Raw genomic sequence first — 25,634 nt, forward strand, 5'->3', positions numbered from 1 at the left:
GGATGACCGGCATGATCGGACGACTGCGTTCCACGGTGATCGACTGCCCTGACCCGCGTGCGTTGGCCGGCTTCTACGCCGAGCTGCTCGGCCTGCCGGTGATCGAGGAGAGTTCCGAGGGTGACGACTGGGTGGTGCTCGGCGGCCCGCCCGGGCACCAGCCCCGCCTCGCCTTCCAGAAGGCGCTCGACCTGCGCGCCCCGGCGTGGCCCGACCCGGAGCGTCCGCAGCAGTTCCACCTGGACGTGACCGTGGACGACATCGAGGCGGCCGAGAAGGCGGCGCTGGCACTCGGAGCGCGGCGGCTGCGCGGCGAGGGTGACGGCTGGCGGGTCTACGCCGATCCGGCCGGCCACCCGTTCTGCCTCTGCTGGGACTGACCGGCCCGGGTTTGCGCGGCCGGGGCATGATCGCCACCGTGACCGCCTCCACCCCCCGCCGCGCCGCCGGGTCGCTCTTCGGCCTGGCCTACGGCGACGCCCTGGGCAAGCCGACCGAGTTCCTCACCGTCACCGAGATCGTCCGGCGCTACGGCCCGGCCGGTCCGCGCGAGCTGGAGGGTGATCCGGCGCTGGTCACCGACGACACCCAGATGGCGCTGGCGGTCGCCTGGGCGGTGCACGACGCGCCGGCCCTCACCGCGGAGGCGGTGGAGCCGCTGCTGCGGCAGCGCTTCCTCGACTGGGCGGCCAGCCCGGAGAACAACCGCGCCCCCGGCATGACGTGCCTGCGGGCCTGTGCCGAGCTGGCCCGGGGCACCCGCTGGCAGGAGGCCACCGTGGCCGGCTCGAAGGGCTGCGGGGCGAACATGCGGGTCACCCCGCTCGGGCTGCTCGACGTCGATCTCGACACCCTCGCCGGGCTGGCGCAGCTCCAGGCCGGCCTCACCCACGGCCACCCGACCGCCCTGGCGGCGAGCGAGCTGACCGCGTACGCGGTCCGGCTGCTGCGCGACGGCGCGGCGCTGCCCGAGCTGCCCGGCCTGCTCACCGACCGGGCCCACGAGCAGCGCACGGTCTACCGGGACGACTGGCTCGGCGACCTGTGGCAGCGGCCGGGGGAGCGCAGCGCGGCCGAGTTCGCGGCCCGGGGCTGGGACGACTGCCTGCGGGTGCTCGGCCGGTTGGAGGCGGCGCTGGCCCGCCCCGACGACGGCGGCGACCCGTGCCGGCTCACCGGCGAGGGGTGGATCGCCGAGGAGGCGCTGGCCACCGCGCTGCTCTGCGCGCTGCGGCACCCCGACGACCCGGTCGGCGCGCTGGCCCGGGGCGCCACCACCGCCGGCGACTCGGACTCCATCGCCGCGCTGGCCGGCGCCTTCGTCGGGGCCGCGCACGGGATGGCGGCCTGGCCGGCCGGGTGGGCCGACCGGATCGAATACGCCGACCAGCTCGGCGCGCTCGCCGACGCGCTCGACTGAGCGGCCGTCGTCCCCCGGCTCAGGCGGCCAGGTGGGGGAGCCGGCGGACGCCGCGCCAGAGATCGGGGTCGCAGGTGCCGGCGCGGTCGGCGAACGCGGCCAGCGGCACCGGGATCGGCTCGCTGACGTCGAGGAAGCTGTCGTGGTCCGCGCCCGGGTCCCAGCTGCGGGTCGGGATCGGCAGGTGGTCGTCCCGGTCCGACTTGTCCTGGCTGGTGATCTTCAGGACGTCGGCGTCCCGGCCGTCGACCCGCAGCACCAGGCAGGGGCGCACCTTCGAACCGGTCCCGTCCGCGTAGGGCACGTCGGCCCACCAGATCTCGCCGGGCCGGGGCCGGTCTCCGGCCGGCGCGCCGCCGTCGCGCGGCCTCGGCGGCGCGCCGGTCCGGCCGCCCCGGGGACCCCGCTCGGGCCGCCCGGCGCCCGGGCGACGTCGGTCGGCCGACCGGGTACGCGGGCCGGTCCCGGTGGACCGGCGGCGCCACTCGCTCCACAGCCAGCCGGCGGCCACGCAGACCACGATCACCAGTGCCCAGATCAGTCCGTCGCGCATCCGTACCCCGCCTTCCGTCCGTTCCGGCCCAGCGCCGCCGCCGCGATCGTCGCACGGCCGGGGCCGGCCCGCCCGGTGGCGCGACGCGCGCCGGGCCCGCGCCGGGTCGCCTGGTCAGCGCGGGTGGCCGGACGGTTGTCACCCCCGACCGCTACGGTGCGGGGGTAGCACGAGCACGGGAGGTCGACAGCGTGTCCGAACACGGCGGCGTGTCCGAAGAAGCGGTTCCCTCGGCGGTCGACGCCGCCCAGGAGGCGGCGGCGGGCGCCGAGCCGACCCCGGAGGCCCGGGAGCGGCACGCCCTGCTGAGCCAGGAGCTCACCGAGCACCAGTACCGCTACTACGTGCTGGACGCGCCGACCGTCACCGACGCGGAGTTCGACAGGCAGCTGCGCGAGCTGGAGGCGCTGGAGGCCGAATACCCGGCGCTGCGCACCCCCGACTCGCCCACCCAGCGGGTCGGTGGCACCTTCTCCACCGACTTCACCCCGGTCACCCACGCCGAACGGATGCTCTCGCTCGACAACGCCTTCGCCGACGAGGAGCTGGCCGCCTGGGCCGAGCGGGTCGAGCGCGACGCCGGCGGCCCGGTGCCCTACCTGTGCGAGCTGAAGGTCGACGGGCTGGCCATCAACCTGACCTACGAGAAGGGCCGGCTGGTGCGCGCCGCCACCCGGGGCGACGGGCGCACCGGCGAGGACGTCACCGCCAACGTGCGCAGCATCAAGGGTGTGCCGGCCCGGCTGACCCCGTCCGACGACTTTCCCGCCGTGCCGGAGCTGATCGAGGTGCGCGGCGAGATCTACTTCCCGGTGGCCGCGTTCGCCGATCTCAACGCGAGCCTGGTCGAGCAGGGCAAGGCCCCGTTCGCCAACCCGCGCAACGCCGCCGCCGGCAGCCTCCGGCAGAAGGACCCGCGGGTCACCGCCTCCCGCCCGCTGCGCCTGGTGGTGCACGGCATCGGCGCGCGCACCGGGTTCCGGCCGGCCGCGCAGTCCGAGTCGTACGTCGCGCTCAGGGCGTGGGGCCTGCCCACCAGCGACCGCTGGAAGGTGGTGGACGACCTGGCCGGGGTGGCGGACTACATCGCCTACTACGGCAAGCACCGGCACGACGTCGAGCACGAGATCGACGGCGTCGTGGTCAAGGTCGACCCGGTCTCCATCCAGGGCCGCCTCGGCTCGACCAGCCGCGCCCCCCGCTGGGCGATCGCCTTCAAATATCCGCCGGAGGAGGTCAACACCAAGCTCCTCGACATCGACGTCAACGTCGGGCGCACCGGCCGGGTGACACCGTTCGCCGTCCTCGAACCGGTCCGGGTGGCCGGCTCCACGGTCGCGCTGGCGACCCTGCACAACGCCCGCGAGGTCGAGCGCAAGGGCGTGCTCATCGGCGACACGGTGGTGCTGCGCAAGGCCGGCGACGTGATCCCCGAGGTGCTCGGCCCGGTGGTCGAGCTGCGGCCGCCCGACGCCCGCCCGTTCGTCATGCCGACCACCTGCCCGGCCTGCGGCACGCCGCTCGCACCGGCCAAGGAGAGCGACGTCGACATCCGCTGCCCCAACGCCCGTGGCTGCCCCGGGCAGATCCGGGAACGGGTCTTCTACCTGGCCAGCCGCAAGGTGTTCGACATCGAGGCGCTGGGTGAGAAGGGTGCGGCGGCGCTGCTGGACGCGCAGATCATCACCAACGAGGGCGATCTCTTCCACCTCGACGCCGACCAGCTGCGCCACTCGCCGTTCTTCGTCAACAAGGACGGCAGCCTGGGCAGCAACGCGGTCAAGCTGCTCGACAACCTGGCCGAGGCCAAGGAACGCGACCTGTGGCGGGTGCTGGTGGCGCTCTCCATCCGGCACGTCGGCCCGACCGCGGCGCAGGCGCTGGCCCGGCACTTCCGGTCGATCGACGCCATCGAGGCCGCGAGCGAGGAGGAGCTGTCCTCGGTGGACGGCGTCGGCCCGACCATCGCCGCCAGCCTGAAGGAGTGGTTCGCCGTCGACTGGCACCGCGACGTGGTCCGCAAGTGGGCCGAGGCGGGCGTCCGGATGGCCGAGGAGGGCGGCGACGAGGGGCCGCGACCGCTGGACGGGATCACCGTGGTGGTCACCGGCACGCTGGCCGGGTTCAGCCGCGACCAGGCCGCCGAGGCGATCCAGAGCCGGGGCGGCAAGGTGAGCGGGTCGGTCTCCAAGAAGACCGGTTTCGTGGTGGTCGGCGACAACCCCGGGTCCAAGGCCGACAAGGCGGCCACCCTGAAGCTGCCGATCCTCGACGAGGACGGGTTCCGGGTGCTGCTGGAGTCCGGCCCCGACGCGGCCCACGCGGTGGCCCGGGTGGAGGACTGACCCGGCCCTGACGACGGCTGCGCCGTATACCAACTTAATTACGACTACGACCGATTCGTGACTGTCGTGTCGGGGAAATCGACCCGGAGGGCGTTTCATTGGCGTACGGCGCGTGACCGCGCGTGCCGATGCCGCTTCCGGGAGGTGCGATGGAGAACGGCGACCCGCGCAACTCCGTCCCGCCCGGGCGGACCGGGCCGTTCTTCGGCTTCGTCGCCGGCGTCGGCGTGCTCGCCCTGCTCGTCTCGGTCGGGCCGCTGGTCGCGCTCCCCGACCGGCTGACCGAGCTGCCGGCCGCATTCTGGACCATGGCGGCGCTCGCCGTCGCCTGCGACGCCCGACCGTTCGTCCCGCCCGGCCGGCGGCAGACCTCGGCGGTCTTCCCGTCGACCTGCTTCACCTTCGCCATCCTGCTCGGCTGGGGGCTCGGCCCGGCCGTCGCGGTGCAGGCCGTCGCGGTGGCCGTCTCCGGCTGGCGCCTCGGCTACGCCCCCTGGCGCACCGCCTTCAACGCCGCCCAGTACGCCTGCGCGCTCGCCGCCGCGTACGCCGTCACCCGGCTCGGCCCGGGTGAGCTGTTCGGCGGCGGCCGGCTGCACTGGACCGACGTGGCGGCGGTGGGTGGCGCCACGGTGGCCTGGTTCGTGGTCAACTACGGCCTGGTCACCACCGCCATCCGGCTGCGCTTCGGCGACCGGTGGTGGCCCAGCGTCCGGCACGGGCTGGCCTACGAGCTGCTCTCCACCGGCTCGCTGCTGCTGCTCGCGCCGGTGCTGGTGGCCGCCGCCCGGGCCAGCGCGGCGCTGATCCCGCTGGTGCTGGTCCCGCTGTTCGCGGTCTACCGGATGGCCCGGCTCTCCGCCGAGCGGGAACAGCTCGCCGACGTGGACCCGCTCACCGGGCTGCCCAACCGCAAGGCGCTGCTCACCGAGGTGGCCGAGCAGGTGCACCTGCACGCCGAACGGGCCGCCCGTGGCGAGCCGGCCGCCCACCTGGCCCTGCTGCTGCTCGACCTCGACCGGTTCAAGCACGTCAACGACGCGCTCGGGCACGCGGTCGGCGACCGACTGCTGGTCGAGGTGAGCGCCCGCCTGATCGACGTGGTCGGCGAACGGGACCTGGTGGCGCGCCTCGGCGGGGACGAGTTCGCCATCGTCGTACCCCGGCTGGCCGGCCTCGACGAGGCCCGCGAGCGGGCCGACCGGGTGGTCGCCGCGCTCGCCGAGCCGGTGCCGCTGGACGGGCTGCCGTTGGACGTGGGCGGCTCCATCGGCGTCGCGCTCTTCCCCGACCACGGCGAGGACTTCGCCACCCTGATGCGGCACGCCGACGTCGCGATGTACGACGCCAAGCACCGCAACGACACCGTCGCGGTCTACGCGCCGGAGTCCGACCACAACTCGGCGGAACGGTTGAGTCTCCTGGCCGACCTGCGTCGGGTGCTGGAGTCGCCGCCGGCCGGGGAGCCGGTCGGCGTACGCGGGGGTGACGGTGCGGCGCTGGCGCCGGACCTGCCCGCCGCGCCGGCGCACGACGGGCCGGCGGACGACGGGCGGCCGGCCTCCGACGCGCGGCCGGGCCGGGACGACGGCCGCGGTGGGGTCCGGCCGGACGGCGGTCCGGCCCGGTGGCGGCTGCGGCGCCGCCGGGAACGCGTCGAGGTGCGGCCCGGCGACGACCTGATCGAGCAGATCCTCACCGGCGCCGACCCGATCCGCCGCCGTGGCGCCCGCGCCGGCGCGCCCGTCGGCCCGGCGGCCTGGTCCGGCGGTGACGCCGTGCCGGCCGGTGCCGCGGCCGAGGTTCCGCCGCCCGCCCACGCGCTGACGGCCACGGAGACGGCACCCGTCGCCCGGGCCGCCCACGCCACCGAGGCTGCCGAGGCCGTCGTGACGTCCGGCGCCGCGCCGGGCGAGCCCGACGGCGGTCCCGTCGCCTCCCACCGACCGGCGGCGCGGGAGGCGGACGACCCGGGTGAGATCACCATGTACTACCAGCCGCAGATCGCCATCGCGACCGGCGAGGTGGTCGGCGTCGAGGCGCTGCTGCGGTGGCGGCACCCACGCCGCGGGATGGTCGACCCGGGTGAGCTGATCCAGGTCGCCGAGCAGAGCGCGGTCATGCGGCTGCTCACCCGCCGGGTGGTGGACGACGTGGTGGAGCAGCTCGCCAAGTGGTCCGCGGCCGGGCTCACGCTGCGCGCCGCGCTCAACGTCAGCGTCCGGGACCTGCACACCGGCGAGATCGCCGACCAGATCGCCGACCGGCTGGCCCGCTACGGCGTGCCGCCGGAGCGACTCCAGGTGGAGATCACCGAGGGCGCGTTGATGGCCGACCCCCGGCGGGTGCTGGCCAGCATCACCCAGTTGCACCGGATCGGGGTCGGCATCGCCCTGGACGACTTCGGCACCGGCTACTCCTCGTTGCAGCATCTGCGCCGGCTGCCGCTGTCCGAGGTGAAGGTGGACCGGTCGTTCGTGCTGGGGATGGCCGACGACCCGGACGACGCCGCGATCGTCCGCTCGATGATCGAGCTGGCCGGCGCGCTCGGGCTGCGGGTGGTGGCCGAGGGCGTGGAGGACGAGCGCACCTGGCGGCTGCTGCACGCCGCCGGTTGCGACGTGGCGCAGGGCTGGTTCCACGCCCGGCCGATGCCGGCGGAGGAACTGGCCGCCTGGCTGTCGCGTTACCGCCCGGTGCGTCCGGCGGTCGCCGAGGCGGGCGGCCGGGGCGGCCCGGAGGGGGAGTCGAAGGCGTCGTCGTGACCGCGGGACAATAGACTCGCTCCGGTCACCGCGCGTCATCGCTCAGCCGTCGCGCGCGGCCGGCACACGCAGACGTCTCAGGACAGCCACGAAGGGGGCACCCGATGGCCGCCATCTCCCGCGAGGAGGTCGCGCACCTCGCGCGACTGTCGCGGCTCGCCGTCACCGAGGAGGAGTTGGACACCTTCGCCGGTCAGCTGGACGTGATCCTCCAGTCGGTCGCGCAGGTCGGCGAGGTCGCCGCGGCGGACATCCCGCCGACGTCCCACTCGGTGCCGCTGACCAACGTGCTCCGCGAGGACGTGGTGACCCCGAGCCTGACCCCGCAGGAGGTGCTGTCGGGCGCGCCCGACGCCGAGGAGCAGCGGTTCCGCGTCCCGCGGATCCTGGACGAGGATGTGGCATCGTGACCGACCTGACCAAGCTCAGCGCCGCCGACCTCGCCGGTCTGGTGGCGACCGGCGAGACCTCCGCGGTCGAGGTCACCCGGGCCCACCTGGACCGGATCGGCGCCGTCGACGACCGGGTGCACGCCTTCCTGCACGTCGACACCGAGGGGGCGCTGGCCGCCGCGCGGGCCGTGGACGAGCGTCGCGCCGCCGGCGAGGAGCTGGGCCCGCTGGCCGGCGTGCCGGTCGCGGTGAAGGACGTGCTCACCACCAAGGGCGTGCCCACCACGGTCGGGTCGAAGATCCTGGAGGGCTGGCGTCCGCCGTACGACTCGACGATCGTCGAGCGGCTGCGCGCCGCCGGCACGGTGATGCTCGGCAAGACCAACATGGACGAGTTCGCCATGGGCTCCTCCACCGAATACTCCGCGTACGGCCCGACCCGCAACCCGTGGGACCTGGAGCGGATCCCCGGCGGCTCCGGCGGCGGCAGCGCCGCGGCGCTGGCCGCGTACGAGGCGCCGCTGTCGATCGGCTCGGACACCGGCGGCTCGATCCGCCAGCCCGGCGCGGTCACCGGCACCGTCGGCGCCAAGCCCACCTACGGCGGCACCTCCCGGTACGGCCTGGTCGCGTTCTCCTCGTCGCTGGACACGCCCGGCCCGTGCGCGCGCAACGTGCTCGACGCCGCGCTGCTGCACCAGGTGATCGGCGGTCACGACCCGCGCGACTCCACCTCGATCCCGGCCCCGGTGCCGGACGTGGTGGGCGCGGCCCGGTTGGGCGCGAGCGGTGACCTGACCGGCGTGCGGCTCGGTGTGGTCACCGAGTTCACCGGCGAGGGCGCCGAGCCGGGCGTGATGGCCGCGTTCCGTGAGTCGGTGGAGGCCCTGGCCAAGCTGGGCGCGGAGATCGTGGAGATCTCCTGCCCGCACTTCAGGTACGCGCTGCCGGCCTACTACCTGATCGCGCCGAGCGAGTGCTCCTCCAACCTGGCCCGGTTCGACGGCGTCCGGTTCGGCCTGCGGGTCGGCGACGACGGCAACCGGTCCCTGGAGGAGGTCATGTCGCTGACCCGGGAGGCCGGCTTCGGCCCGGAGGTCAAGCGCCGCATCATGATCGGCACGTACGCCCTCTCCTCGGGCTACTACGACGCCTACTACGGCCAGGCGCAGAAGGTCCGCACCCTGATCACCCGCGACTTCACCGCCGCGTTCGAGCAGGTGGACGCGCTGGTCTCGCCGACCACGCCGTTCGTGGCGTTCCCGATCGGGGCGCGCACCTCCGACCCCTACCAGATGTACCTGGCCGACCTGTTCACCATTCCGACGAACCTGTACGGCGGCCCGGCGATCTCGGTCCCGTGCGGTCTGTCCGACGGGCTCCCGGTCGGTCTGCAGATCATGGCGCCGACCATGGCCGACGACCGGATGTACCGGGTCGCCGCCGCGCTGGAGTCGACGGTCGGCACGTTCACCCCACCGGCACTGTGAGGCAGGAGCAGATGACGACGACACTGCCCGCGTACGACGAGGTCGTGGCGCGCTGGGAACCGGTGATCGGCCTGGAGACCCACGTCGAGCTGGGCACGAACACCAAGATGTGGTGCGGCTGCCCGACCGACTTCGGCGGCGAGCCGAACACCCGGGTCTGCCCGGTCTGCCTGGGCCTGCCCGGTTCGCTGCCGGTGGCCAACAAGGCCGCCATCGAGGCGACGATCCGGATCGGTCTGGCGCTCAACTGCTCGATCGCCGAGTGGTGCCGGTTCGCCCGGAAGAACTACTTCTACCCGGACATGCCGAAGAACTTCCAGATCAGCCAGTACGACGAGCCGCTCTGCTTCGACGGCTACCTGGACGTCGAGGTCAACGGCGAGCTGGTGCGCATCGGCATCGAGCGGGTGCACCTGGAGGAGGACACCGGCAAGACGCTGCACGTCGGCGGCGCCACCGGCCGGATCCACGGCGCCACCGAATCGCTCGTCGACTACAACCGGGCCGGCATCCCGCTGGTCGAGATCGTCACCAAGCCGATCCCGGGCACCGGCGCGCTCGCGCCGGAGGTCGCCCGCGCGTACGTCGCCGAGCTGCGCGACGTGATCCGCTCCCTGGGCGTCTCCGACGTCCGGATGGAGGAGGGCTCGCTGCGCTGCGACGTCAACACCTCGCTGAACCTGCCGGGCGAGGAGTGGGGCACCCGCACCGAGACCAAGAACGTCAACTCGCTGCGCTCGGTCGAGCGGGCGGTGCGCTCGGAGATGCTGCGCCAGGCGTCCGTGCTGGACGCGGGGGGCCGGATCACCCAGGAGACCCGGCACTTCCACGAGGACACCGGCGACACCACCCCGGGCCGGTCCAAGGAGACCGCCACCGACTACCGGTACTTCCCGGAGCCGGACCTGGTGCCGCTCGCGCCGGACACCGCCTGGGTGGCCGAGCTGAAGGCCGCCCTGCCGGAGCTGCCGCGGCTGCGCCGCAAGCGGATCCAGCAGGACTGGGGCCTGTCGGACCTGGACATGCAGTCGGTGGTGAACGCGGGCGCGGTCGAGCTGATCGAGGCGACCGTGGCCGCCGGCGCCACCCCGGCCGCCGCCCGCAAGTGGTGGCTGGGTGAGCTGTCCCGCCGGGCCAACGAGACCGGCGTGGAGCTGGCCGACGTCGGGGCCACCCCGGCGCAGGTCGCCGAGCTGCAGGGCCTGGTGGACGCGGGCAAGCTCAACGACAAGCTGGCCCGTACGGTGCTGGAGGGCGTGGTGGCCGGCGAGGGTTCGCCGACCGAGATCATGACCAACCGCAACCTGGAGGTCGTCTCGGACACCGGCGCGCTCACCGCCGCCGTGGACGAGGCGATCGCGGCCAACCCCGACGTCGCCGACAAGATCCGCAGCGGCAAGGTCGCGGCGGCCGGCGCGCTGGTCGGCGCGGTCATGAAGACCACCCGCGGCCAGGCGGACGCGAAGACCGTCCGCGAGCTGATCCTGGAGCGTCTCGGCGCCGCCTGACGTGCAAGGAAGGGCCCCTTCTTAACGCCTGGTGCATAAGAAGGGGCCCTTCCTAACGCCTCACCCCCACACCACAGTGGGCGTCAACGGCGACGCCCGGATGGAGTCACCGTGAACCAGCACGACCTCGACGTCCTCGACGAGATCCAGCGCCGGGTGCTCTGGCTCGCCACCCGCATCGTCGATGCCGCCAACCACGACCGGGACACCGGCGACGGGGTGAAGGTCGGCGGCCACCAGGCGTCCAGCGCCTCGCTGGTCACCGCGATGACCGCGCTCTGGTTCGAGCACCTGGACGCCGAGGACCGGGTCGCGGTGAAGCCGCACGCCTCGCCGGTGTTCCACGCCATCCAGTACCTGCTCGGCAACCTCGACCGGTCCTACCTGCCGAAGCTGCGGGCGCGCGGCGGCCTCCAGTCGTACCCGTCGCGGACCAAGGACCCGGACGCTGTGGACTTCTCCACCGGTTCCGTCGGCCTGGGCGCCGCCGCGCCGCTGTTCGCCGCCGTCACCCGCCGCTACGTCGACGCGCACTTCGGCGCGCGGCCGCACTCCCGGTTCGTCGCCATCATCGGCGACGCCGAGCTGGACGAGGGCAACATCTGGGAGGCGGTCGCCGACCCGGCCACCACCGGCCTGGGCAACGTGATGTGGCTCGTCGACTTCAACCGCCAGTCGCTGGACCGGGTCGTCCCCGGCATCCGGATCAACCAGTGGCGGGGCCAGTTCGAGGCCGCCGGCTGGCACGTCGTGGAGGTCAAGTACGGCCGCAAGCTGGCCGAGGCGTACGCCCGGCCGGGCGGGGCGGCGCTGCGCGACTGGATCGACCGGATGCCGAACGAGCAGTACCAGTCGCTGTTCGGGCTGGCCGGGCCGGCCCTGCGCAAGCAGTTCCTGGACGGCGCGCCGGCCGAGGTGGCCGCGTTCGTCGCCGAGATCGGCGACGACGAGCTGGGCCCGCTCGTCACCGACCTGGGCGGGCACGACGCGCAGGCGATGCTCGACGCGTACGCCCAGTGCGACGCGGTCACCGACCGGCCCAGCGTGGTGTTCGCGTACACGGTCAAGGGCTGGGGCCTGCCGATCGCCGGCAACCCGCGCAACCACTCGGCGCTGCTGAGCACCGAGCAGGTGGACGCGTTGCGCGCCGCGCAGGGCCTGACCCGGGAGACCGAGTGGGACCGCCTCGACCCGGCGTCCCCGGCCGGTATCCGGGCCGGCGAGCGCCGGGAGGCGCTGTCCCGCCCGCCGCGCGAGCGGGCGCTGGGCGTCACCGTCCCGGAGACCACCCGGGTACGCGCGAACAAGCCCGTCTCCACCCAGGAGGTCTTCGGCCGGGTGCTGGTCGACCTGGCCCGCGATCCGCAGGTGGCGCCCTACCTGGTGACCACCGCGCCGGACGTGGCCACCTCGACCAACCTGGCCGGGTTCATCAACAAGACCGGCGTCTTCGCCCCCACCGAGCAGCGTTCCTGGACCGAGGACCGGATGCTGCGCTGGACGGAGAGCCCGGCCGGGCAGCACATCGAGCTGGGCATCTCGGAGATGAACCTGTTCCTGCTGCTGGGCCAGCTCGGCCTGTCGTGGGACCTGTCCGGCCAGCCGCTGCTGCCGGTGGGCACGGTCTACGACCCGTTCGTGCTGCGCGGACTCGACGCGTTCCTCTACGGCACCTACTCGGGTTCCCGGTTCGTGGTGGCCGGCACCCCGTCCGGCATCACGCTGGCCCCCGAGGGCGGCGCGCACCAGTCCACCATCACCGCCTCGGTCGGGCTGGAGCTGCCCGGCGTGACGTTCCTGGAGCCCGCGTACGCGGGCAGCCTCGACTGGCTGCTCTGCGACGCGCTCGGGCAGATCGCCGGCGGATCCGCGCCGGCCGCGACCGCCGCGCCGGCCGAGGACGGGGCGTACTACTTCCGGCTCAGCACCCGGCCGGTCGACCAGGCCCCGTTCGAGGCGGCCCGGGCCCGGCTCGGCGAGGCGGTGCTGCGCCGGCAGGTGGTGGCCGGCGCGTACCGGCTCGTCGACGCGCACCAGGCGTACCCCGATCTGGCGGACGCCCCGGTCGTGCAGCTCGCGGCCTCCGGCGCGGTGTTGCCGGAGGTCCTGGCCGCCGCCGCGGAGCTGGCGGAGGAGGGCGTCGCGGCGCACGTGGTGGACGTGACCAGCCTGGACCGGCTCTACCGGGCGTGGCAGCGGACGCTGCGCCAGGGCGTGCGGACCGCCACCGTGCCGAGCGTGCCCGGCGCGCTACGGTCGGCGTTCGTGGACCGGGTGCCGGTGGTCACCGTGCACGACGCCGCCTCGCACGCGATGGCCTGGCTCGGCTCGGCGGTCGGGGCCCCGGCGGTGCCGCTCGGGGTGGACGAGTTCGGCCAGTCCGGCAGCGTCCGTGACCTGTACGAGCTGCACGACCTGCTGCCGGGCAGCATCGTCAACGCCGCGCTCGCCGCGCTCGCGCTGCGCTGACCGGTCAGCCGGTGGTGGTCGGGCTCGGGGAGGTGGCGCTCGACGAGGGCGACGGTGACTCCGACGGGCCGCGGGTGGGGGTCGGGGTGACCGGCACCTGGTCGCCCTTGGCCGGGTCCCGGATGACGTGTCGCTCCAGGTTGACCTGGGACTGCCCGGTGCCGCCGACGGTGATCTCGTCGTAGGCCTGGAGCAGCTTCTGCTGGTCGAAGTAGAGCACCGTCATGGTCAGCGGGGTGGGCTTCTCGCCCTCCAACCCGCGCAGCCCGGCCCCGCCGGTCGAGCCCTCCACCATCAACGTGGTCGGCTGCTTGCCCGGCGCCTGCGGCAGCTTCGACACCTGCCGGGAGTGGGTGTGCCCGGACAACACCAACGGCGCGAGGCCGGAGAGCGGCCCGGCCGACGCCGGGTCGTGCACCAGCGCGACGTCCACCTTCCGTGGCGACTTCTCGACCGTGGTCGCGAGCTGCTCGCCGGCGCCGATCACCTGGTCGGCGACGGCCGAGGTGAGGCCACTGCCGGCCGGTGAGGTCTCCTTGTCCGGGGTGAACCGGGGGTCGCCGATCCCGGCGATGGTCAGCCCGCCGACCGTCGTGACGGAGTTGTTCAGCACGATCGCGTTCGGCTGCTGGGCCACGGCCGCGGCCGTGCGGGGCGAGTCGTGGTTGCCGCGGATGAACACGTACGGCTTCTTGAGCAGGCCGATCGAGCCGACGAAGGAGGCCTCCGGCTCGCTGCCCCAGTCGGTGATGTCGCCGGTGTCGATCACGACGTCGATGCCGAACTGCTCGACCACGGTGCGGATCAACTGCCAGCCGGTCGGGTTCAGGTGCATGTCCGACACGTGCAGCACCCGGGTGGTGCCCGGGGACGGCTGCACCACCGGCAGCGCGGAGACCGTGGTGTAGAGCTTGCTGACGTTGCCGACCAGCCGCTGCAACTGCTCCGCGTACTTGGTGTAGTCGTTGGCGATCCGCCGCGCGTCACCGACGATCGCGGGTGCGTTGACCAGCAGGCCCTCGTACCGGGGCTCCTCGATCGCCTGCGGCCGCAGGGTGGCGGCGCCGAGGCCGAGGCTGCCGGCGGTGACCACCAGCGCCAGGCCGCCGGCCCAGGCGGTACGCCGGACGTCCCGGAACACGAGCGCGGCCAGGAGCAGGGTGGCCAGCACCGTCGAGGCGAGCGTCTTCAACCCGAGCCGCATCACGCCCGCGCGGACGTCCTCCACCGCCGACTGGCTGGCCCGGCTGATGCTGGCCGGGTCGTCGATCAGCGCCTCGGTGCGGCCCTGGTCCAGCGCGCCCACCTCGACGGTCAGGTAGGCCGGCCCGTCGTGACTGTCCAGCAGCAGCGCGCCCAGCGGCGGGATGTCGACGGTGGTGCCGCCGGTCACCGACGGGCTGAGCTTCAGTTCGGCGCGGAACGGGCCGATGTCGGTGCCGACGTGGCCGCCCGCGTACGTGCCCACCACGATGCCGCCGAGAGTGACCGCGAGCAGCGCGAGCACCACGCCCACCCGGCGCAGCCGGTGGCCGGGCCGCCACGCCGTCCGGCGGCGGGCAGGCGCGGTCTGCGGGGGCGTCGTGTCCCCGGCGCGGTGCTGTTCGTTCTCGTGGTCGTCCATGCTGAGATTCTGACCTGCCCCTTGAGCGATCTTGGTAAACCCGGCCGAAGCCGGTCAGCTCCGCCCGGCCCCGCCGTCGGCGAAGACCAGGCGCAGGATCCGGTCGTCCTCCGCGGCGGGCCTGCCCCGGCCGTCCCGGTTGGAGGTGCTCACCCAGATCGAGCCGTCCGGCGCCACGGCGGCGGCCCGCAGCCGGCCGTACTTCCCGGTGAGCAGCTCACGCGGCTGGCCCAGCACGGTGCCGTTGCCGGCCAGCTCGACCAGCCACAGCCGCTGGCCGCGCAGGCAGGCGGTGACCAGCAGCCGCTCGACCGCGGCCAGCCCGGAGCAGGACGCGTCGGCGGTGCGCCACTGCACGATCGGGTTCACGTAGCGCTTGTCGTCGCCCCGCCCCTCGACCTGCGGCCAGCCGTAGTTGCCGCCCTGGTTGATCTGGTTGATCTCGTCCCAGGTGTTCTGGCCGAACTCCACCGCGTACATCCGCTTGTTCGGCGTCCAGGCGAAGCCCTGCACGTTGCGGTGCCCCGTCGACCAGACCGGGGATCCGGCGGTCGGGTTGCCGGGGGCCGGCTTGCCGTCCGGGGTGATCCGCAGGATCTTGCCGCCGAGGCTCTTCGGGTCCTGCGCGTTCTCGGTGCGCCCGGCGTCGCCGGTGCTCGCGTAGAGGTAGCCGTCCGGGCCGAAGCCCAACCCGCCGCCGTCGTGGTTGCCGGCCTTGGGGATGCCGGTGAGGATCGGGGTCGGCGGCTGGCCGAGGCGCAGCTTCGCGATCCGGTTGTCGTCCTGCGCGGTGTAGTAGACGAAGACGGTGCGGTCCCGCGCGTAGCCCGGGGAGACGGCGATGCCGAGCAGGCCGCCCTCACCGCCGGACGCCACGCCCGGCACGGTCTGCACCGGCCGCACGGTGAGCCCGTCCGGCCCGGACTCCGGCCCGACCTGGAGGATCCGCCCGCTGTCCCGTTCGGTGACCAGGGCCGCACCGTCGGGCAGGAACGCGATGGCCCACGGCACCTCCAGCCCCTTGGCCAGCACCGTGGCCACCACCTGCTGGCCGGCCCCACCGGGACTGGCCGTGGCCGAGGGCGTCGGCAGGTTGGGTGGCTCGCCGGCCGGGTCCGGCTCGGGCTCGCCGAGGGCACAGCCGGCGGTGCCCAGCAGCAACGCCGCGCACGAGGCCGCCAGCGCCGTCCGGAGGCGGCGGATGCGGGGGTACGTCAGACGCGGGCTCACCCGGCCCAGCCTAGCCGGGCGGGTCGGGGAACCCGGCGTGTCGAGCGCGGACGCGACGGTGTCCGGTCAGCCGGCCCGCAGCGCGAGCAGGGCGACGTCGTCCTCGCGGCGGTGCGCGGCGGCGAGCAGCCGGTCGCAGAGGAGGCTGAGCGGCACCCCGGACCCGGCCGCGGCGAGGTGGGCCAGCAGTTCCGCCTGCCCCTCGTCGATCGGCTGGTCGCGGCGCTCGATCAGCCCGTCGGTGTGCAGCAGCAGCGTGTCGCCCGGCGCGAGGGTGAGAGCCCGCCCGGTGCGCCGGGGCGGGCGGGCCAGGCCGAGCAGCGGACCCCGTCCCTCGGCCACCGACACCGTGCCGTCGGCGCGGATCAGCAGTGGTGGCGGGTGGCCGGCGTTGCACCAGCAGACCCGCAGCCCGTCGCCGTGCGGGCGGACCCGGGCCAGCACCGCGGTGGCGACCGTGGGCACCCGCAGCCCGCCGATGGCCCGGTCGAGGTTGGCCACCAGCTCCTCCACCGGGTCGTCCCGCCCGTACGCGTTGCCCCGGACCAGGTTGCGCAGCTGGCCCATGGAGGCCGCCGCCTCGATGTCGTGCCCGGCGACGTCGCCGATCGCGGCCACCAGCTCGCCGTCGGGCTGGACGAACGCGTCGTACCAGTCGCCGCCGACCTCGACCCGGTCGGCGGCCGGCAGGTAGCGGGCGGCCAGCTCGATTCCCGGCACCGCCGGCAGCGTGGGCAGCATGCTGTGCTGGAGCACCTCGGCGACGTGCCGCTGCTCGCCGTAGAGCCGGCTGTTGCCGACGGCCTGGCCGGCCCGTACGCCGATGTCCTGGGCGGTGCGCAGGTCGCTCGCGTCGAAGCCGCGCCGGCCGGGGCGGTTGACGAGCGTGACCGCGCCGATCACCCGGTCGCCGGCCGCGGTGATCGGCACGGTGAGGTGGGAGCTGATGCCGAGCCGCTCGGCCAGCGTCACCAGCTCCGGACGGGTGGTGCCGCGCGCCACGTCGTCGAGGCCGGCGACGCCGCGCATCACCGGCCGGCCGCTGCGCAGCACCGACCGGATCAGCGACTCCGGGCCGAGCCCGGTGGTCAGCAGCGCGGTGAAGCGGGCGAGGTCGGCGTCGCGCTCCGGGTCGCGGTGCACCCCGGAGACGGTGCGCGGGCGGCCGGCCGGGTCGACCAGGGTGATCAGGCACCAGTCGCCGAGCAGCGGCACCATGGCGTGCGCGAGCCGGTCGACGGCGGTGGACACGTCGAGGGTGCCGCCGAGCATCTCGCTCATCCCGGCCAGCATGGCGAGCCGGTCGTGTGCCTCCTCGGCGCGGCGGCGGGCCTCGTCGGCGCTGCGGACGGCGATCCGCAGCCGCAGCTCCGAGGAGCAGGCGGCGGCCAGGTCGCCGAGCGTCCGCAACTGCTCCTTGGTCCAGGCCCGGGGCTTGCTGTCGATCGCGCAGAGCGAGCCGAGCACCCGCCCGTCCAGGTCGGTCAGCGGCATGCCCGCGTACGCCACCACGCCCAGGTCCTCGATGGCGAGGTTCAGCCGTACCCGGGGGTAGAGGCGGGCGTCGGGCAGCACCATCGGCACCTCGATGTCGACGACGTGCTGGCAGAACGAGTGGCTGAGCGGGGTCTCCCGGCGGGCCGCCCAGGGCTCGGGCAGTCCGGTCGCGCCGGGGAAGAACTGGCGCTCCGCGTCGACCAGGGAGACCAGCGCGACGGGTACGTCGAGCAGGTCACCGACCAGTCGGGCGAAGCGGTCGAACGCCTCGTCCGGCACGGAGTCGAGGCGGGTCTCGTCGAGGGAGCGCAGCCGCTCGGGGTCGGTCAGCGCCGGAATCGGCGCGGCCGTCCGTCCGGGGCCGTCCTCGCTCATCGTCACCCGCTCCCCTTACCCCGGGCACCGGCCGGCGTCCCGCCCTCGATTAAACCCTGTCGCACGTGTGTCCGACCCCCGGCGGGGTGTTCGTCACGGCCCCCGCCGCGCCGACCGGCGCGGACGGATATGGTCGGCGGTCGTGAAGGCATGGATTCCGCACCCCGACGGCCGCCGCCTGCTCGGCGAGGTCCCGCCCGGCGTCACCGTGGAGGTGCTGGAGGACCCGTCCCGGCTTCCGTCCGCCCCGGCCGGCGTGCGGTTCTGGGTGCCGCCCTTCCTGTCCGGCCCGGACGCCGGCGCGCTCCTGACCGAGCTGCCCGACGTCGAGGTGGTGCAACTCCTCTCCGCCGGCGCGGACGCGTGGGTGGGCCGGGTGCCGGCGGGTGTGACGCTCTGCGACGCCCGCGGCGTGCACGACTCGGCCACCGCCGAGTGGGTGGTCACCGCGATCCTGGCCGCCCTGCGCGGGTTCGCTCCGCTGGCCCGCGCCCAGGCGCGGCGGGAGTGGGCGTACGACGAGGTGGCCCCGACCGACGAGCTGGCCGGCAAGCGGGTGCTGATCGTCGGCGCCGGCTCGATCGGCGCGGCCGTGCGCGCCCGGCTCGCCCCGTTCGAGGTGAGCTTCACGCTGGTCGCCCGCACGCCCCGCCCGGCCGACGGCGTGCACGGGGTGGCCGAGCTGCCCACCCTGCTGCCCGAGGCGGACGTGGTGGTGCTGCTGGTCCCGCTGACCGACCGGACCCGGGGCCTGGTCGACGAGCGCTTCCTCGCCGCGATGCCGGACGGCGCGCTGCTGGTGAACGCCGCGCGTGGACCGGTCGCCCGCACCTCGGCGCTGGTCACCGAGCTGTCGTCGGGGCGCCTGCGGGCCGCGCTGGACGTCACCGACCCGGAGCCGTTGCCCGCCGACCATCCCCTGTGGGAGCTGCCCAACGTGCTGCTCACCCCGCACGTGGCCGGCTCGGTGCGCGGCCTGCTGCCGCGGGCCTACCGGCTGGTGGGGGAGCAGTTGCGGCGCTTCGCGGGTGGGGAGGACCTGGCGAACCGGGTGGTCGACGGCTACTGACCCGGTGCGTCGTCGTCGGGCATCTCCTGCCCGGTCGCGGTGATCAGCCGGGGCAGGTCGGTGGCGCGGACCGCGGGCAGCACCAGCACCTGCCCGTCGTCGAGCCGGGCGACCGCCCGCCCCCGGGGGTCACCGGCCAGCTCCGCCACCCGGGCCCAGGGCACCCGCCGCTGCCCGAGGAGCGCGCGCAGCCGCAGCTCCCGGGCGTCCGCGTCGGTGCCGGAGCGCCACGCCCAGACGCCGACCGCGAGCGGCACGAGCAGCACCCAGAGCAGCCACCAGCGGGCACTCGCCAGCGGCAGCGCGCCGATGAAGGCGACGATCGCGGCGGCCAGGATGGCCTGGTTGTGGCGGAAACGGACGGTGTCGGCGCGACTCACCCCCCGATGATCCCATCCGGTCGGCCCACCCTCCCGATCGGGCGTCACGGCCGCCCGATCGAGCCCTCGCCGTTACGGGATCCTGGTTCGGGGGCGCCCCTCCGAGGGCGCTTCCTACCAAGATCGTTGCCGACTCCCGGGGTCGTCACTGTGACGGAGGTCACTGTCGCGTCACCGGTCGCGTCCGGGATCGTTCTTAGGCATGGCCGCAGCGGTCCCCGCCGATGCGGCCCCGCCCGCCCGCGCTCCTACCCGCACGTCGCACCGCAACCGCAACGCCCCGTGCCCCCTCACGAAGGCGACCGCCGTGCCCGTCACCCCTCCCGCCGGTCCCCGCCGGCTCCCGCCCCTGCCCGACCTCGCCGCGTCGCTCGGCGGCGCGCTCCTCCTCCTGGCGGGCATCGCCGGGCTCGTGCCCGGTCCCGCCGCCGTGGCGCTCGCCGTCGCCGGGGGCTCCGCCCTCGCCTGCGTGCGGCTCGCCTGGCTGGCCGGCCTCCCACCGACCCCGTCCCCGGGCGCCGCCCCGGCTCCGCGCCCGCCCGCACCGGCGGCGAGGGACCACGCGGTCCCGCGTCCGGCTCCGGGGACGAGGCGCCCCGCGCCGGGGCCGGGCCGGTCCGGGACCGTCGATCCAGGACGGTCCGAACCGACCGGACGGCAGGCGCGCCGGGTGGCGCTGTCCCGTCGGGTGGCCGCGATCCTCGACGCCGCCGTCCTGGTCGCCGGGCTCACCGTGGCGGTGCTGCCGCTCAGCGATCCGGCGCACCGGCTGCCGGTGGCGCTGGTCGGTCTCGGCCTCACCGCGCCGCTGCACGCCGCCGCGTTGCTGCGGCTGCCCGGCCGGTCCCGGCTGCCGGGGCGGGAGCGGTTGCGCCGTGGCGTCGACATGCTCGCCCTCGCCGTCAGCCTGGTCTTCGCCGGCTGGATGGTGCTGCCGGTCGGTCCGGTGCCGGTGGCCGCACGGGTCGCCAGCGTCGGCGGGGCGGTGGCGCTGGCCGTGCTCGCGGTGGCGGCGCTGGCCGAGCGGCGTCGCCGGCCCGGCGCCGCGCGCTGCCACGCCGGCGCCGGTCTCACGCTGGCCGGGCTGTCGCTGCTGGTGGTGCTGTTGGCGTACGACGCCCCGGACCGGGCGATGTCGGCCGTCGGGCCGCCGCTGCTCGCCGGCGCGCTGCTGACCGCGGCCGGCGCCCGGCGTACGTCGGCGGGGGAGCGACCGCACCCCGGCGTGGCGCCGGCCGCGTGGCCCCGGCTCACCGCGCCGGCCGGCGTGGCGGCCCTGGCCGCCGGCGTGCACCTCGGCACGGCGGGAGAGTTCACGCCCGCCGCCATGGCGCTCGGGCTGGCGGTCATCCCACCGATCATGGTGGGCGAGCTGCTCGCCGCCGCCGACCACCGCCGTCGGGTCGAGCGGCTCGCGGCCAGCGAGGCGTCGCTGCGGCGGCTCGTCGGCGGGGCGGCCGACCCCGCCGACTTCGCGCCGTTGACCCGGGCCGACCTGGTCCGGGTGCTGCCCCGGCGCAGTGGCGGCGCGCTGCTTGTAGTGGACCTGCACGGCGAGCACGCGACGGCGCCGGACGCGGCGGTGCTGGCCGAGGTGCTTCGGCGGCTCCGGGCCGGCTGCGGCCCGCACGACCTGGTCGCCCGCGTCGGCGACACCGAGTACGCCGTCCTCACCGATCTCGGTCCGGTGCTCGCGTACGCGCTGGGCACCCGGCTGCTGGCGGCGCTCGTGGAGCCGTATCCCCGGGCCGGGGGTGTGGTCCGACTGGCGGTGAGCGTGGGGTTGGCCGAGACCACCGGCGGCGAGCCGGAGGACGTGTTCCGTCAGGCCGGCCTGGCCCGGCGGCGGGCGGTGCAGATGGGTCGGGACCGGGTCGAGTGGTACGACGCCTACCTGGAGGAGCAGCTGGTCCGCCGGCTCGACCTGGAGCGGGAGCTGCCCGGCGCGGTGGCCCGCGGCGAGCTGGACCTGGTCTACCAGCCGGTGGTGGCGCTGGCCGACCGGATGCCGGTGGGCACCGAGGCGCTGCTGCGCTGGCGCAACCCGGCGTTGGGCACCGTGCTGCCGGCGGAGCTGCTGCCGGTGGCGGCCGACCTCGACCTGCTCGGCGAGGTCGGACGGTGGGTGGTGGACCGGGCCTGCCGGCAGCTGGCCGCCTGGTCGGAGGGGGGCCGGGAGCTGTGGATGGCGGTGAACGTGACCCCGCGCGAGCTGGCCGCGCCGGACTTCGTGGCCCGCGTCGCGACCGCGCTGGCCGCGTACGACGTGCCGCCGGAACGGCTGGTGGTGGAGGTGGCGGAGCCGGCGGTGGGCGCGGAGCTGTCCACGGTGGTGGCCCGGCTGGCCGGTCTCCGGTCGCTCGGGGTGCGCACCGCGCTGGACGACTTCCGCGCCGAGCACGCCTCGCTGGCCCAGCTGCGCCGGCTGCCGATCGACCTGCTCAAGGTCGGACCGCATCTGGTCGCGCCCGGCGCCGAGGGACAGCGCCCGTTGATCGACGTGGTGGCCAACCTCGGCGACCGGCTCGGCGTGGAGGTGGTGGTGGAGGGGCTGGAGTCGGACGGTCAGGTGGCCGGCGCGCGCCGGGCCGGCTGCCGCTACGGGCAGGGCTTCGCGTTGGCCCGGCCGGCGACCGCGGAGCGGGTCGAGGCGTGGTTCGAGGAGTTTCCCTCGGCGTCCCGATGAGCGTCCGCGGGACGATAGCTGAACCGGTTCAGCGAGCGCGCGGCGGCGCGGTGCTGCCGCGCGGGGTGAGGTGGGCGGTCTCGTCCTGGAGTCCGCTCACCGGCTCCCCGGCGATCACCGCGAGGAGCTGCCGGGCGGCGTGCGACCCGTACGCCGGGATGTCCCGGCCCAGCGCGGTCAGCGGCGGGTGCACCAGCTGGCAGAGCGGGGAGTCGTCCCACGCGACGATGGACAGGTCGCCGGGGACGGCGAGCCCCATCTCCTGGGCCACGGAGAGCCCGGCGATCGCCATCACGTCGTTGTCGTAGATCACCGCCGTCGGGCGGTGGGCGGAGCTGAGCAGGCGCCGGGTGGCCCGCGCCCCCTCCTCGCCGGTGTAGTCGGACCAGACCGTGCTCGCCTCGTCCAGCCCGAGCCGCCGGCACACGTCGGTGAACGCGTCGGTGCGGATCTCGGTGTGCAGCAGCGAGGGGAGGCCGCCGACCCGGGCGATCCGCCGGTGGCCGAGCGCGACCAGATACTCGACGGTCTCGACCAGGGCCGCCGCGTCGTCCGACCAGACGCTGGCCAGGCTGCCGGTGTGCCCCGGGCCGCCGATCACCACCGCGGGCAGTTGCAGCTCCTCCAGCGCCGGCACCCGGCGGTCGTCGGTGCGCAGGTCGCAGACGAAGACGCCGTCCACCCGACGCTCGGCCCACCAGCGGCGGTAGACCGCGATCTCCGCCTCCTGGTCGGTCACCACCTGGAGGGTCAGCGCGTACGAGCGGGCGGACAGTTCGGCCTCGACGCCGCTGATCAGCTCCATGAAGAACGGCTCGATGCCGAGTATCCGGGCGGGCCGGCACAGCGCCAGCCCGACCGCCTTGGCGGTGGCGCCGGAGAGCGCCCGGGCGGCGCTGCTCGGGCTGAACCCGATCTCGGCCGCGATCGCCAGGATGCGCTGGCGGGTCGCCTCGGAGACGCCGGGCTGCCCGTTGAGCGCGTACGACACCGCGCCCTTGGAGACCCCGGCACGTCGGGCGACGTCGGCGATGGTCGGCCGCTTCACCGCAGCGTCCTCCACTGTGTCCGGCCCTCGCGGGCGCTGTCGACCGCCGGGGTGGCCGGCGGGAAGTGACGCTACTGCACCGGGCCCGCCGGCCGGTCGGCGCGGCGGACCTCGGCGACTGAACCGCACAGTTCGTCACTTGTGCGGTTCAGCGTACGGCCACCCCCACCCCTGTCCGCCACCCCTGCGCTCACGAAACTGCTCCGGAAAGCGCTCCACCGCGCATGGTCGCGCTCCCATCCGGCCCCGAAGGTTACGGGACGGCCTCGCTGTTAACCGGCCGTTGACAGTGCCGGAGGTGAACCGTACGGTGGCCTCACTTATCCGGTTCAGTCAACGTCTCTCGATCTCGGGAGCGTTCCCATTCGGCGCGGAGGATGACATGAAACGGTCCTGGACGCACTGGGCGCGCACGGCCGCCGTCGGTGCCGTCAGCCTGGTCATGGTCGCCGCCTGCAGCGGCAGGAGCACCACCGGCGGCGCGGACGCGGCCGACGGTCAGGTCACGTTGAAGATCAATTTCTGGGGCGACTTCGGCCTGCAGGACCTCAAGACCAAGTACGAGGCCGAGCACCCGAACGTGAAGATCCAGCTCAACTCGGGCGAGTACAACGCCCAGCACGAGGACCTGCAGAAGAAGCTCGTCGCCGGCAACGGCGCGCCGGACATCGCGGCGATCGACGAGGGCTTCATGGTCCAGTTCCGCAGCCAGTCCGACAAGTTCGTCAACCTGCTGGACAAGGGCGCCGGCTCCTACGAGAGCAAGTACCTGCCCTGGAAGTGGAAGCAGTCGCTGTCCGCCGACGGCAAGACGCAGATCGGCCTCGGCACCGACGTCGGCGGCCTGGCCATGTGCTACCGCACCGACCTGTTCAAGGCCGCCGGCCTGCCCACCGAACGCGACCAGGTCTCCGCGCTCTGGCCCACCTGGGACAAGTTCCTGGAGGTCGGCCAGCAGTACACCGGCAAGACCAAGAAGAAGTTCATCGACGCCGGCACCAACCTGTTCAACCCGATCCTCGGCCAGCAGCAGGTCGGCTTCTACAACGACCAGGAGCAGCTCCAGATGGAGCAGGGCCCGAAGGTCGCGTTCGACTACACGGTCAAGGCCGTCGACTCCGGGCTCTCGGCCAACCTGGTCAGCTTCCAGGCCGACTGGGACAAGGGCTTCACCAGCGGCGCGTTCGCGGTGCTCGCCTGCCCGGCGTGGATGCTCGGCCACATCAAGGACACCGCGCCCGGCACCCAGGGCAAGTGGGACATCGCGGCGGTGCCCGGCGGCGGCGGCAACTGGGGCGGCTCGTTCCTGACCATCCCCAAGCAGGGCAAGCACGTCGACGAGGCGTACAAGCTGCTGGAGTGGCTGGTCGCGCCGGAGCAGCAGATCGAGATCTTCAAGAAGGTCGGCAACCTGCCGTCGCAGCCGGCGCTCTACGCCGACCCGGCGATCGCCGACTTCAAGAACCCGTTCTTCAACAACGCCCCGGTCGGCCAGATCTTCCCGAAGATGGCGCAGGGCCTCACCCCGCAGTACCTGGGCAAGAAGAACGGCCCGACCCGGGTCGCGGTGGAGAACGTCATCCGCCGGGTGGAGAACAAGTCGCTGAAGCCGGACGCCGCCTGGAACGAGGCGGTCAAGGAGGCCGACAAGGCCGCCAAGTCCTGACGCACCACAGGTGCCGGAGCGGAACCCGACCGCTCCGGCACCGCCGTACCCGTCCACCCTCCTCGGCTCTGGAGTGATCCGATGTCCAGCACCCGTGCCGCGCCCGCGCCGCCGAGCCGCCGACCCGCGCCGGAGCGCGGCCGCACCGGGGCCGACGACCGGCGGCTGACCTGGCGCAACCGGCTGTACCGCTTCGACATGCGCTACATGCCGTACCTGATGATCGCGCCGTTCTTCCTGCTCTTCCTCGTGTTCGGGCTGTTCCCGCTGCTGTTCAACGCGGTGGTCTCGCTGCGCAACTACCGGCTCGACGACCCGACGCTGCCCTACTGGGCGGGCTTCGAGAACTTCAGCCGGCTCGTCGCCGACGAGGACTTCTGGAACGCCCTCTACAACACCTTCGGCATCTTCCTGCTCTCCACCGTGCCGCAGCTGCTGCTCGCCCTGCTGGTCGCCTCGCTGCTCAACCGGCAGCTGCGGGCGCAGACCTGGTGGCGGGTCGGCGTGCTGCTGCCGTACGTGACACCGATCGTCGCCTCGACCATGGTGTTCAGCGTCTTCTTCTCCCGCGACTTCGGCATGGCCAACTGGGTCCTCGGTCTACTGGGCATCGGCGGCGCCGACGACCCGATCGACTGGCGGGCCGACAAGCTGCACGCCTGGATCGCCATCGCCACCATGGTCAACTGGAAGTGGATCGGCTACAACGCGCTGCTCTACCTGGCCGCCATGCAGTCCATCCCGCGCGACGTCTACGAGGCCGCCGCGATCGACGGCGCCGGCCAGTGGAAGCAGCTCTGGCGGATCACCGTGCCGATGATCCAGCCGGTGGTCCTGTTCACCGTGATCCTCTCCACCATCGGCGGCCTCCAGCTCTTCACCGAGCCGATGCTCTTCGACCCCAACGCCCAGGCCGCCACCGGCGGGCCGAACGGTGAGTGGCAGACCATCGCCCAGCTCATCTACAAGGTCGGCTGGAAGGACCTCAACCTCGGCTACGCCGCGGCCATGTCCTGGGCCCTGTTCCTGATCATCCTGGTCGTCGCCGGGGTCAACTACCTGCTGACGAACCGACTCTCCGGAGGGCGGAAATGAGTGCCGTCGCCTCCCCGCCGGT

18 protein-coding genes are annotated in these 25,634 nt (G+C 74.2%); 12 read left to right on the forward strand and 6 right to left on the reverse strand.

All coding sequences use genetic code 11. The annotated features are described in order from the left end of the window. Window positions 1–11: 11 nt before the first annotated feature. Window positions 12–380, forward strand: coding sequence for a VOC family protein (locus ACN27B_RS16355; protein WP_172967842.1), 369 nt, complete (start codon window positions 12–14; stop codon window positions 378–380). 26 nt (window positions 381–406) lie between these two features. Then, on the forward strand, window positions 407–1,420 hold the full coding sequence (locus ACN27B_RS16360) for an ADP-ribosylglycohydrolase family protein (RefSeq protein WP_099162212.1): 1,014 nt from the start codon (window positions 407–409) through the stop codon (window positions 1,418–1,420). 19 nt (window positions 1,421–1,439) lie between these two features. Here the strand turns inward: ACN27B_RS16360 and ACN27B_RS16365 are convergent, their stop codons facing one another. Continuing rightward, entirely contained in the window at window positions 1,440–1,973 is a 534-nt protein-coding gene (locus ACN27B_RS16365; RefSeq protein WP_099162211.1) for a type II toxin-antitoxin system PemK/MazF family toxin, read from the reverse strand. 191 nt (window positions 1,974–2,164) lie between these two features. Here ACN27B_RS16365 and ligA point away from each other — a divergent pair, with 191 nt between their 5' ends. From ligA to ACN27B_RS16395, 6 genes are all read left to right on the forward strand, one after another. Next, complete coding sequence (gene ligA / locus ACN27B_RS16370) at window positions 2,165–4,318, forward strand: NAD-dependent DNA ligase LigA (RefSeq protein ID WP_422740931.1); 2,154 nt, start codon at window positions 2,165–2,167, stop codon at window positions 4,316–4,318. Window positions 4,319–4,467: 149 nt separating this feature from the next. After that, window positions 4,468–7,083 (forward strand): EAL domain-containing protein, encoded by a 2,616-nt coding sequence (locus ACN27B_RS16375; RefSeq protein ID WP_422740932.1) that lies wholly within the window; start codon window positions 4,468–4,470, stop codon window positions 7,081–7,083. A gap of 104 nt (window positions 7,084–7,187) precedes the next feature. After that, entirely contained in the window at window positions 7,188–7,493 is a 306-nt protein-coding gene (gatC, locus tag ACN27B_RS16380) for an Asp-tRNA(Asn)/Glu-tRNA(Gln) amidotransferase subunit GatC (RefSeq protein ID WP_091580658.1), read from the forward strand. Then, window positions 7,490–8,965: an Asp-tRNA(Asn)/Glu-tRNA(Gln) amidotransferase subunit GatA gene (gatA, locus tag ACN27B_RS16385; RefSeq protein ID WP_422740933.1), complete on the forward strand. Its 1,476-nt coding sequence runs from the start codon at window positions 7,490–7,492 to the stop codon at window positions 8,963–8,965. The genes gatC and gatA overlap by 4 nt, the downstream gene beginning before the upstream one ends. Window positions 8,966–8,976: 11 nt before the next feature. Continuing rightward, on the forward strand, window positions 8,977–10,473 hold the full coding sequence (gene gatB / locus ACN27B_RS16390) for an Asp-tRNA(Asn)/Glu-tRNA(Gln) amidotransferase subunit GatB (protein WP_091580649.1): 1,497 nt from the start codon (window positions 8,977–8,979) through the stop codon (window positions 10,471–10,473). 111 nt (window positions 10,474–10,584) lie between these two features. Beyond that, window positions 10,585–12,942, forward strand: a complete 2,358-nt coding sequence (locus tag ACN27B_RS16395) for a transketolase-like TK C-terminal-containing protein (RefSeq protein WP_422740935.1) — start codon at window positions 10,585–10,587, stop codon at window positions 12,940–12,942. A gap of 4 nt (window positions 12,943–12,946) precedes the next feature. On the opposite strand, the gene ACN27B_RS16400 is transcribed toward ACN27B_RS16395, so the two are convergent. From ACN27B_RS16400 to ACN27B_RS16410, 3 genes are all read right to left on the reverse strand, one after another. Next, a complete protein-coding gene (locus tag ACN27B_RS16400; protein WP_422740936.1) occupies window positions 12,947–14,566 on the reverse strand; it encodes a metallophosphoesterase family protein in 1,620 nt (539 codons plus the stop codon). A gap of 54 nt (window positions 14,567–14,620) precedes the next feature. Further along, complete coding sequence (locus tag ACN27B_RS16405) at window positions 14,621–15,796, reverse strand: PQQ-dependent sugar dehydrogenase (RefSeq protein WP_091580636.1); 1,176 nt, start codon at window positions 15,794–15,796, stop codon at window positions 14,621–14,623. Window positions 15,797–15,862: 66 nt separating this feature from the next. Then, window positions 15,863–17,668: a SpoIIE family protein phosphatase gene (locus ACN27B_RS16410; RefSeq protein ID WP_099164736.1), complete on the reverse strand. Its 1,806-nt coding sequence runs from the start codon at window positions 17,666–17,668 to the stop codon at window positions 15,863–15,865. A 142-nt stretch (window positions 17,669–17,810) separates the two neighbouring features. On the opposite strand from ACN27B_RS16410, the gene ACN27B_RS16415 reads away from it, so the two are divergent. Continuing rightward, the gene (locus ACN27B_RS16415) at window positions 17,811–18,737 is read left to right on the forward strand and encodes a 2-hydroxyacid dehydrogenase (RefSeq protein WP_422740937.1); all 927 of its coding nucleotides are present in this window, start codon (window positions 17,811–17,813) and stop codon (window positions 18,735–18,737) included. Here the strand turns inward: ACN27B_RS16415 and ACN27B_RS16420 are convergent. Next, window positions 18,731–19,117, reverse strand: a complete 387-nt coding sequence (locus ACN27B_RS16420; RefSeq protein ID WP_098743391.1) for a PH domain-containing protein — start codon at window positions 19,115–19,117, stop codon at window positions 18,731–18,733. The genes ACN27B_RS16415 and ACN27B_RS16420 overlap by 7 nt on opposite strands. A 307-nt stretch (window positions 19,118–19,424) precedes the next feature. Here ACN27B_RS16420 and ACN27B_RS16425 point away from each other — a divergent pair, with 307 nt between their 5' ends. Beyond that, window positions 19,425–21,803, forward strand: coding sequence for a putative bifunctional diguanylate cyclase/phosphodiesterase (locus ACN27B_RS16425; protein WP_422740938.1), 2,379 nt, complete (start codon window positions 19,425–19,427; stop codon window positions 21,801–21,803). Window positions 21,804–21,831: 28 nt separating this feature from the next. On the opposite strand, the gene ACN27B_RS16430 is transcribed toward ACN27B_RS16425, so the two are convergent. Then, window positions 21,832–22,851, reverse strand: coding sequence for a LacI family DNA-binding transcriptional regulator (locus ACN27B_RS16430; protein WP_099162203.1), 1,020 nt, complete (start codon window positions 22,849–22,851; stop codon window positions 21,832–21,834). Between the two features lie 382 nt (window positions 22,852–23,233). Between ACN27B_RS16430 and ACN27B_RS16435 the strand changes: the two genes are divergently transcribed. Both ACN27B_RS16435 and ACN27B_RS16440 read left to right on the forward strand, forming a co-directional pair. Further along, window positions 23,234–24,517, forward strand: coding sequence for an ABC transporter substrate-binding protein (locus ACN27B_RS16435; protein ID WP_099162202.1), 1,284 nt, complete (start codon window positions 23,234–23,236; stop codon window positions 24,515–24,517). Window positions 24,518–24,598: 81 nt separating this feature from the next. Further along, complete coding sequence (locus ACN27B_RS16440) at window positions 24,599–25,612, forward strand: carbohydrate ABC transporter permease (RefSeq protein WP_099162201.1); 1,014 nt, start codon at window positions 24,599–24,601, stop codon at window positions 25,610–25,612. The last annotated feature ends 22 nt before the right edge of the window (window positions 25,613–25,634 follow it).

The sequence above is a fragment of the Micromonospora sp. WMMD754 genome (assembly GCF_049315235.1).
Classification (GTDB): Bacteria; Actinomycetota; Actinomycetes; order Mycobacteriales; family Micromonosporaceae; genus Micromonospora; species Micromonospora sediminicola.